5 protein-coding genes are annotated in these 8,716 nt (G+C 76.8%); 3 read left to right on the top strand and 2 right to left on the bottom strand.

Annotated elements, in window-relative coordinates; all coding sequences use genetic code 11:
- Nucleotides 1-32 precede the first annotated feature (32 nt).
- On the top strand, nucleotides 33-5,204 hold the full coding sequence (locus ACFU6K_RS21595) for an amino acid adenylation domain-containing protein (protein ID WP_380665351.1): 5,172 nt from the start codon (nucleotides 33-35) through the stop codon (nucleotides 5,202-5,204).
- A gap of 49 nt (nucleotides 5,205-5,253) precedes the next feature.
- A complete protein-coding gene (locus tag ACFU6K_RS21590) occupies nucleotides 5,254-6,399 on the top strand; it encodes an acyl-CoA dehydrogenase family protein (RefSeq protein WP_380665349.1) in 1,146 nt (381 codons plus the stop codon).
- Between the two features lie 49 nt (nucleotides 6,400-6,448).
- Here the strand turns inward: ACFU6K_RS21590 and ACFU6K_RS21585 are convergent, their stop codons facing one another.
- On the bottom strand, nucleotides 6,449-6,742 hold the full coding sequence (locus tag ACFU6K_RS21585; protein WP_380665348.1) for a hypothetical protein: 294 nt from the start codon (nucleotides 6,740-6,742) through the stop codon (nucleotides 6,449-6,451).
- A gap of 74 nt (nucleotides 6,743-6,816) precedes the next feature.
- On the opposite strand from ACFU6K_RS21585, the gene holA reads away from it, so the two are divergent.
- Nucleotides 6,817-7,815: a DNA polymerase III subunit delta gene (gene holA, locus ACFU6K_RS21580; RefSeq protein WP_380665347.1), complete on the top strand. Its 999-nt coding sequence runs from the start codon at nucleotides 6,817-6,819 to the stop codon at nucleotides 7,813-7,815.
- Nucleotides 7,816-7,842: 27 nt separating this feature from the next.
- Here the strand turns inward: holA and ACFU6K_RS21575 are convergent, their stop codons facing one another.
- Entirely contained in the window at nucleotides 7,843-8,601 is a 759-nt protein-coding gene (locus ACFU6K_RS21575; protein WP_380665345.1) for a hypothetical protein, read from the bottom strand.
- Nucleotides 8,602-8,716: the final 115 nt, after the last annotated feature.

Below are 8,716 nucleotides of genomic sequence, written 5' to 3'. Positions count from 1 at the left end.
GTACCCGGACCCCGGAGGGCGGCCGGGGCCCGGTGTTCCTCCTCACCGGCTCCACCGGCCCCCTGGCCGGACCGGACGCCGAGGCGGTCGCCGTCCTGGCCGAGGCCGAGCCGGTCTTCCGCCGCGCCCTGGACCAGTGCGCCGAGGCGCCGGGCGGCCGGCTCTCGCCGTTCGCCGTCGGCTACGCGCTCGCCGAGCTGTGGCGCTCGTGGGGCGTGCGGCCCGCCGCCGTCCTCGGCCACGGCACCGGCGAGCTGGTGGCCGCGTGCGTCACGGGCACGATGAGCCCGGAGGACGCGCTGGTGGCGGCCCGTACGGTCCGGAACACGGGCGGGCCGGACACGGGCGGGCCGGACGCCGCCGGGTCGGAGCGGTTCGCCGCCGGCCTCGCCGCGCTGCTGCGGGACGGCCACCGCACCTTCGTGGAGCTGGGGCCCGCCTCGCCGCTGCTCGACGAGGTCCGGGCGGCCGGGCACACCGTGGTCCTGCCGTCGCTGCGCCCGGGGGAGGACGCCCGGCGCACCCTCCTCGACAGCCTCGGCGCGCTCTACACCCGGGGCGCGCGGATCGACTGGGCGCGCGTGCACGGCGAGCCCGCCGGGCCGCCGGTGCGCCTGCCCGGGTACCCGTTCCAGCGCGAGCGCTACTGGCTCTGGACCGGCGCCCCCCGCCACGCCGGGGCACCGGCACCGGACGGGTCGCTGGTCGCGCAGGTACGGCTGGTCGGCCCCGACGGTACGCCGGTGGCGCTCGCCGACGGCGTCCGCCTGGAGGCGGTGCCGCAGGCCCTGCCGCCCACCGCGCCCGCGACGGAGCCGCCCGCGACGCGGGGACCCGCCGAGGACGTCGTCGAGCTGGTGGCCGGCATCGTCGGCCGGGCGCGCGGCGCGGCCGTCACCGGCGACGACCGGGAGCTGCCGCTGCGGCGTCTGGCCGTCGACTCGCTGATCGCGATGGACATCCGGCAGACCCTCGCCCGGCGGCTCGGCGTGGACCTCCCGCTGCGCGACCTGCTGGACGGCCGCGGCGTCACCGCGATCGCCCACGCCGTCCGGGCCGCACGCGGCGACAACGGTGACAACGGCGGCGACGGCGGCGACGGCGACAATGGAGGCGCCGCCCGACGACCCGGGACGGCGCTGGTCGCCGACCCGGCGGCCCGCCACGAGCCCTTCCCGCTCACCGACCTCCAGCAGGCCTACCTGGTCGGCCGGACCGACGCCTTCGAGCTCGGCAACGTCTCCACCTCCTTCCTGGTCGAGGTGGACCTGACGGACACCGACCCGGACCGGCTGGCCGCCTCCTTCCGGCAGCTCGTCGACCGGCACGACATGCTCCGCGCGGTCGTCTCCCGGGACGGGCACCAGCGGGTGCTCGCCGAGGTCCCCGAGTACCGGATCGCCACCGTCGACCTGCGGGCCTGCGACCCGGCCGAGCGGGAGCACCGCCTGGCCGCGATCCACCGGGAGATGCGGGACCAGGTCTTCGACACCGAGGTCTGGCCGCTGTTCGACGTCCGGGCCACCCGGCTCGACGCCCGCACCACCCGGCTGCACCTCAACTTCGACGCGCTGATCATCGACGGCCGCAGCGCCGGACTGCTGTTCCGGGAGTGGGCGCAGGCCTACCGCCACGGGGCGCCCGCGACCCCCGCCCCGGGCGTCACCTACCGCGACTACGTGCTCGCCGCCGCCGGGGCGGACGCCGAGGGGCGCGAGCGGTCGCTCGCCTACTGGCGGGCCCGCGTCGACTCGCTGCCGCCCGCGCCCGCCCTGCCGCTGCGCCCGGGCCCGGCGCCCCGGCGGCCGGTGTTCGTCCACCGCACGGCCCGGGTCGGGGCCGGGGCGTGGCGGCGCTTCAAGGAGCACGCCGCGGCGGCGGGCCTCTCGCCCTCGGCCGCGCTGTGCGCCGCGTACGCGCAGGTGCTGGGCGCCTGGAGCGCCTCGCCGCGCTTCACGCTCAACCTGCTGGCGTTCCACCGGCGGCCGCTGCACGAGGACGCCGGCCGGGTGGTCGGCAACCTCAGCGCCACCACCCTGCTGGAGGTCGACGCCGCCCCCGGCGAGGCCTTCGTCGCGGGCGCCGCGCGCCTCCAGGACCAGCTGCTGGCCGACCTCGAACACGGCCACGTCAGCGGCGTCGAGGTGCTGCGCGAGCTCAACCGCACCCGCGGCGGGACGGGCCTGGCGGGCATGCCGGTGGTCTTCACCAGCACGATCGGCTTCTCCGCCCGGAGCGACGGCGACGACCGCACCAACGGCGACGACGGTGCCGGCGACAACGGCGACAACACCGCCGACGGTGGCCCGGAGCGGCGCGGGGCGCTCACCGCGTTGACCGGGCTCGGCACCGCCGGCGAGCTGGCCTCCAGCTCGGTGCGCACCCCGCAGGTGTGGCTCGACCACCAGGCCCTGGAGGAGGCCGGCGAGCTGGTCCTGAACTGGGACGTGGTGGAGGAGGTGTTCCCCGAGGGCGTCGTCGACGGGATGTGGGAGGCCTACCTGGACCTGGTGCGCGGCCTGTGCGAGGAGGGGGCGTGGCGCCGCCCGCCGGTCGTGCTCGCGCCGGAGGCCGACCTGGCGGTCCGCCGGGCCGTCAACGCCACCGACGGCCCCGTCCCCGCCGAGCTGCTGCACGACGCGTTCCTGCGGCAGGCCGCGGCCCGGCCGGACGCGCCCGCCGTCATCACCGCCGCCCGGACCCTCGACTACCGCGAGGTGGACCGCCGTTCCGACCGGATCGCCCGTCGGCTGATCGGGTACGGCGCCGGCCCGGGCGCGCTGGTCGGCATCGTGATGGACAAGGGCTGGGAGCAGGTCGTCGCGGCGCTGGCCGTGCTCAAGGCGGGGGCCGCCTACGTGCCGGTCGACGCCGCCGTGCCCGGCCCCCGCCTGCGGATGATCGTGGAGAGCGCCGGGATCGGCCTGGTGCTGACCTGCTCGGCGGTCGCGGCCGGGCTCGACCTGCCGGACGGCACCCGCGCGCTGCACGTCGACACCGAGCCGGAGGACACCGGCGCGGACGGCCCGCTGCCGCCCTCCCCGGCCCGGCCCGAGGACCTCGCGTACGTCATCTTCACCTCGGGTTCCACCGGGGTGCCGAAGGGCGTGATGATCGAGCACACCGGCGCGGTCAACACGATCCGGGACGTCAACGACCGGTTCGGCGTGACCGGGGACGACCGGGTGCTGGCGCTGTCGGCGTTCAACTTCGACCTCTCGGTCTACGACGTGTTCGGTCTGCTCGCGGTCGGCGGCGCCGTGGTCCTGCCCGACGCCCCGGCGCAGCGCGAGCCGGCCGCCTGGCTGGACCTGGTGACCCGGCACCGGGTGACGGTCTGGAACAGCGTGCCCGCGCTGATGGAGATGTTCGTCGAGCACGTGCGGGCACTCGGCGGCCCGTTCCCGCTGCGGCTGGTGATGATGAGCGGCGACTGGATCCCCGTCACCCTCCCCGGCGCCGTCGCCGCGGTCCTGCCGGACGCGCGGGTGGTCGGCCTGGGCGGTGCGACCGAGGCCTCGATCTGGTCGATCCTGCACCCGATCACCGACGTGGACCCGGAGCGGACGAGCATCCCGTACGGCCGGCCGATGCGGAACCAGCGCTTCCACGTCCTGGACGAGGCGCTGCGGCCGCGCCCGGCCTGGGTCCCCGGCGACCTGTACATCGCGGGCACCGGCCTGGCCCGCGGCTACCTCGGCGACGAGGAGAAGACCCGCGCGGCCTTCCCGCGCCACCCGGCGACGGGGGAGCGGCTCTACCGCACCGGCGACCTCGGCCGCTACCTGCCGGACGGCGACATCGAGTTCCTGGGGCGCGCGGACTTCCAGGTGAAGATCCAGGGCCACCGGATCGAGCTCGGCGAGGTCGAGGCGGCGCTGCTGCGCCGGCCGGACGTCCGGGCGGCGGTCGTGGTGGCCGAGGGCGAGCGCGGCGGCCCGCGGCGGCTCGTCGGGTACGCGGTGGCGGACGCCTCCGAGGAGGAGCTGCGCGCGGCGCTCGGCCGGGAGCTGCCGGGGTACCTGGTGCCCGCCCGGATCGTGCTGCTGCCGGAGCTGCCGCTGACCGACAACGGCAAGGTGGACCGCCGCCGGCTTCCCTCGCCCGGGCTCGCGGCCCCGCGCCCCGGTGGGGCCGTCGCCCCGCGCGACGAGGCCGAGCGGCTGCTCGCCGGGATCTGGGCCGAGTTCTTCGGCGCTCCCGCGGCGACCGACGGCGCCATCACGGACCCCTCCGGTTTCGACGTCACCGCCAACTTCTTCGACCTCGGCGGCGACTCGATGCTCGCGGTGCGGATGATGGCCCGGATCAGGCAGTGCACCGGCCGCTCGCTCCCGGTGGCCACGCTGCTCGCCCGGCCGACCGTCGAGGCGCTCGCCGGGGTGCTGCGCGAACGGGCCGACGACGAGGGCCGGGCGGCCCTGGTCACCGTCCGGGGCACCGGGACCCGGCCGCCGCTGTTCCTGGTCCACCCGGTCGGCGGCGACGTGCTCTGCTACGCCGGGCTCGCCGCCCTGCTGGACGAGGACCAGCCGGTCCACGCCCTCCAGTACCCCGAGGCGGACCCCGCCCCGCGGAGCGTGGCCGAGCTGGCCGCGCACTACGCCGACGCGGTCACCGCGCGGTTCCCGGACGGCCCGTACCGGCTCGGCGGCTGGTCGATGGGCGGGGTGATCGCCCTGGAGACCGCCCGGCTGCTCACCGACCGGGGCGCGGCGGTCGAACTGGTCGCGGCCGTGGACCTGCTCGAACCGCCCGGCCGCACCGAGCCCGCCGCCGAGCCGGCGCTGCTGGCCCGGTTCGCCCGCGACCTGGCCGGGCTGGCCGGCCACGACTGGAACCCCGGGCCGGAGGAGTTCGAGCCCGTGGGCACCGGCTCGCCGATCGAGGAGCTGCTGGCCCGGGCCCGGCGGGCCGGCGTCCTGCCGGAGGAGATCGACGGCGCCACCCTGGAGCGGCTCGCGGGCCGGTTCCTGCGCCTCAGCCGGGCGCTGGCCGAGCACCGGCCCGTCCCGTACCGGGGCCGGGTCCGGCTGCTGCGGGCGATGGACGGGGCCACCACGGCCACCACCCGGCAGTGGCTGGACCTGCTCGGCGACCGGGCGGAGAGCGTCGACGTGCCCGGCGACCACTACAGCGTCATGCGCGCCCCGTACCTCCAGACCCTGGCGGCCGAGCTCGACAAGGCGCTGAACGACCTGTGACCCGCCGCCCGGAGAAACCCCACTGCACCAGCCGAGCCAGGAGGACCGGATGACCACCCTCGAACTGCCGCCCCGGACCGGGACGGCCCGCACCGGGACGGCCCGCACCGCGGCCTCGGTCCTGGACCGGGTACGGAGCTTCGCCGCCGGCCTGCCGGCCACCGCGCCGGAGACCGAACGGCTGGGCCGGATCCCCGATGACGTCCTGGCGGGCCTGAAGGCCACCGGGCTGCTGCGGGCCGCCCTGCCGCCGTGGCTGGGCGGGGTCGAGCTGACCGTGCCGGAGACCACCCGGGCGATCGACCTGCTGGCCGAGGGCGACGCCTCGGTCGCCTGGTGCGCGTCCGTCGCGCTGAACGCCTCACTGGCCGTGGTCTCGCTGCCCGAGGACGTCTTCGCCGAGCTGTTCCCGGACCCGGACCTGATCACCGCCACGGTGCTGCCGCCGACCGGGCGGTCGGTCCGGCACGGCGGCGGCCACCTGCTGACCGGTCGCTGGACCCACGCCAGCGGGATCACCCACGCCGACCGGGTGCTGGCCGGGTTCCTGACCCCGGAGGGCGCGCCGAGGGTCGCCGTCCTGGACGCCGCGCACGTCCGGGTGCTCGACACCTGGCACACCACCGGGCTGCGCGGCACCGGCTCGCACGACATCGAGGTCGCCGACCTGTTCGTCCCGGAGCGGCACACCTTCGCCCTGGCGCCGTCCGGCACCCGGGCGCAGCCGCTCCACCTGCGCGCCGACAACCTCGCCCTCAAGATGGCGGGCGTGCCGCTGGGGATCGGCCGGGCCGCGCTGGCCTGCGCCCGGGAGCTGCTCTCCGCCCGGCGCACCGCGCTGCCCTACCCGGGGGTCCGGGCCGACCTCGCGCACGCCGAGTCGCTGATCGGCGCGGCGGACGCCTACGTGTACCGCACGCTGGAGCAGGCCTGGGCGGCCCAGGCGGAGGATCTGGCGCCGGAGCGCGGCACGGCGGCGCTGGCCCGCCGGTTCGCCCACCGGGCCTGCCGGGAGGCGGTCCAACTCCTGTACGACGCCGTGGGATCGGCCGCGGTCTACACCGAGCGCACCCCGCTCGACCGCTGCCTGCGCGACGTCATCACGGCGGGCCGGCACGTCGCCTCGGCGGAGAAGGTCCTGGACGGCGTCGGCGAGCTGCGGCTCGGGGGCGCGCCCGAGTCCCCGCACTTCTGATCGGGGGCCCCGGGGCCCTCGGTCCCTCAGGCCCCGGGCCCTCGGGCCGTCACGCCTCCTCGCGCCAGCCCTCGTAGCCGGCCGCGAGGCTGTCGAGGGCGTGCAGCAGCGCCGGGGTCCAGCCGCTCTCCGGGGCCTCGGCCACGACCAGCCACTGGGCGTCCTCGGCGTCGTCCTCGCCCGCGAGCGCGTCGCGGACGACTTCGAGCTCGCCGAGGTCGGGCTGGGCGGCGCCGAGCTCCTCGGCGGCCTCCTCGGCGGTGTCGCGGTCGGGCAGGACGAGCAGCTGCCGGGCGTACGGGTCGGCGACGTCCGGGAGGTCGGTGGTGTGGTTCTCGCTCACCCGGCCATTGTCCAGGTCGGGCCGCCCGCTCCGTCGGGCGGGACTGTCCGCGGCCCGTGGGATGCTGGTACGCGATGGCCAGGAAGAGTGCACCCGACGACCTGCTCGCCCCGCTGACCCTCGCGGTCGGCCAGGAGGAGCTGCTGCTGGACCGCGCGGTCGCCCAGGTGGTGGCGGCGGCGAAGGCGGCGGACCCGGACACCGACGTACGGGACCTCCCGCCCGGCGGCCTGCAGCCCGGCAGCCTGGCCGAGCTGACCACGCCGTCGCTGTTCGCCGAGCGCAAGGTGATCGTGGTCCGGGCCGCGCAGGACCTCTCCGCCGACTCCGTGAAGGAGGTCAAGGCGTACATCGAGGCCCCGGCCGAAGAAGTGATCATGGTGCTGGTGCACGCCGGCGGGGCCAAGGGCAAGGGCCTGCTGGACGCCGGGCGCAAGGCCGGCGGCCGCGAGGTGGCCTGCGCCAAGCTGGCCAAGGCGAGCGAGCGGCTGGCCTTCGTCAAGGGCGAGTTCCGCACCCTGGGCCGCTCCGCGACCCCGGAGGCCAGCCAGGCGCTGCTGGACGCGCTCGGCAGCGACCTGCGCGAGCTGGCGGCCGCCTGCCACCAGCTGACCTCGGACGTCGAGGGCACGATCGACGAGACGGTGGTGGCCCGCTACTACAGCGGCCGGGCCGAGGCGACCGGCTTCGAGGTCGCCGACCTGGCGGTCACCGGCCGGGCCGCGGAGGCGCTGGAGCGGCTGCGCTGGGCGCTGGCCGTCGGCCAGCCGCCGACCGGCATCACCTACGCGCTGGCCTCCGGCGTGCGCAGCATCGGCCGGCTGGCGAGCGCCGGGCGGAACATGCGCCCCGGCGACCTGGCCCGCGAGCTGGGCATGCCGCCGTGGAAGGTCGACCGGGTCCGCCAGCAGATGCGCGGCTGGACGGGCGACGGGGTGGCCACCGCGCTGACCGCGATCGCCCAGGCCGACGCCGCCGTCAAGGGCGGCTCGGACGACCCGGCCTACGCCCTGGAGCGCGCGGTGGTCGCCGTCGCCCGGGCCTCCCGGGCCGGCTCCCGGCCCGCCTACTGACGCCCCGGACGGCCCGCCCGCGGGACCCTACTTCCTCATGGCCCGCACGGTGTCCTGCCCGTCGGACTGGAGGGCGGTGCGCAGCTCCTCCTTGGTCGGCGGCTTGCCCTTGCCCTCGGTGTAGCCGGCCGAGTAGGTGACGTAGTACGTCATCCCGCCGTCGCGGATGTCCAGCTCGGCGTAGACGCTGTGGTACTGGTCCGAGCCGTCGTCCTTGTACAGGAAGTACGCCTCCTCGCCGAGCCCCGCGATGTCGGTGACCTGGTAGCCGCGCGCCCGGTAGAGCTCCTTGTTGGCCGCCAGCTCGGGCGCCGGGTTGACCGCCTTGTGCAGGTCGGCGCGCATGTAGAGGGTCGCGGACTCGCCGTCGCCGGTGCCGCCGGTGCGCTTGAGCGACATCGAGCAGTTCATGCTGTCCAGCGCCGGGTGCCGGTCGGTGTGGTGGGTCGGCTTGGAGGTGTCCGAGACGGAGTAGGTCTGCAGGAGCCTGGTGGGCTTCCCGGTGGCGCAGAAGTCGTCGGAGAGGTGGTAGCCGCGCAGGTCGCGCGGCGAGGAGTCGCTGCTGACCAGGCCGGGGACGGCCATCACGGCGGCGGCCCAGCCGACCGAGACGGTCACCGCCCCGACGAACGCCCAGACGGCGTTGCGCCGCAGGTTCCCGCTCCGCCCGGGGCCGGGGGCGGGCGCGGTGGGCAGTCCCGGCGGCGGGCCGAAGCCGCCCCCGCCCGGCTGCTGCGGGAAGCCGTACCCCGGCCCGTTCGGTACCGGCGGCGGTGGCGTCGTCATGGAAGTTCCCCCTGGAGCTGGCCCCGGAGTGCTCCCCGCACCCCGGTAGGACCCGACCGACGATAGCGGCCGGACCGCGGAACGCGACAGGCGCCGCAGCGGCCTCGGGGAGAGG

Source organism: Kitasatospora sp. NPDC057512, from assembly GCF_042802135.1.
Lineage (GTDB): Bacteria > Actinomycetota > Actinomycetes > Streptomycetales > Streptomycetaceae > Kitasatospora.
This window is presented reverse-complemented; position numbering and strand designations above follow the sequence as displayed.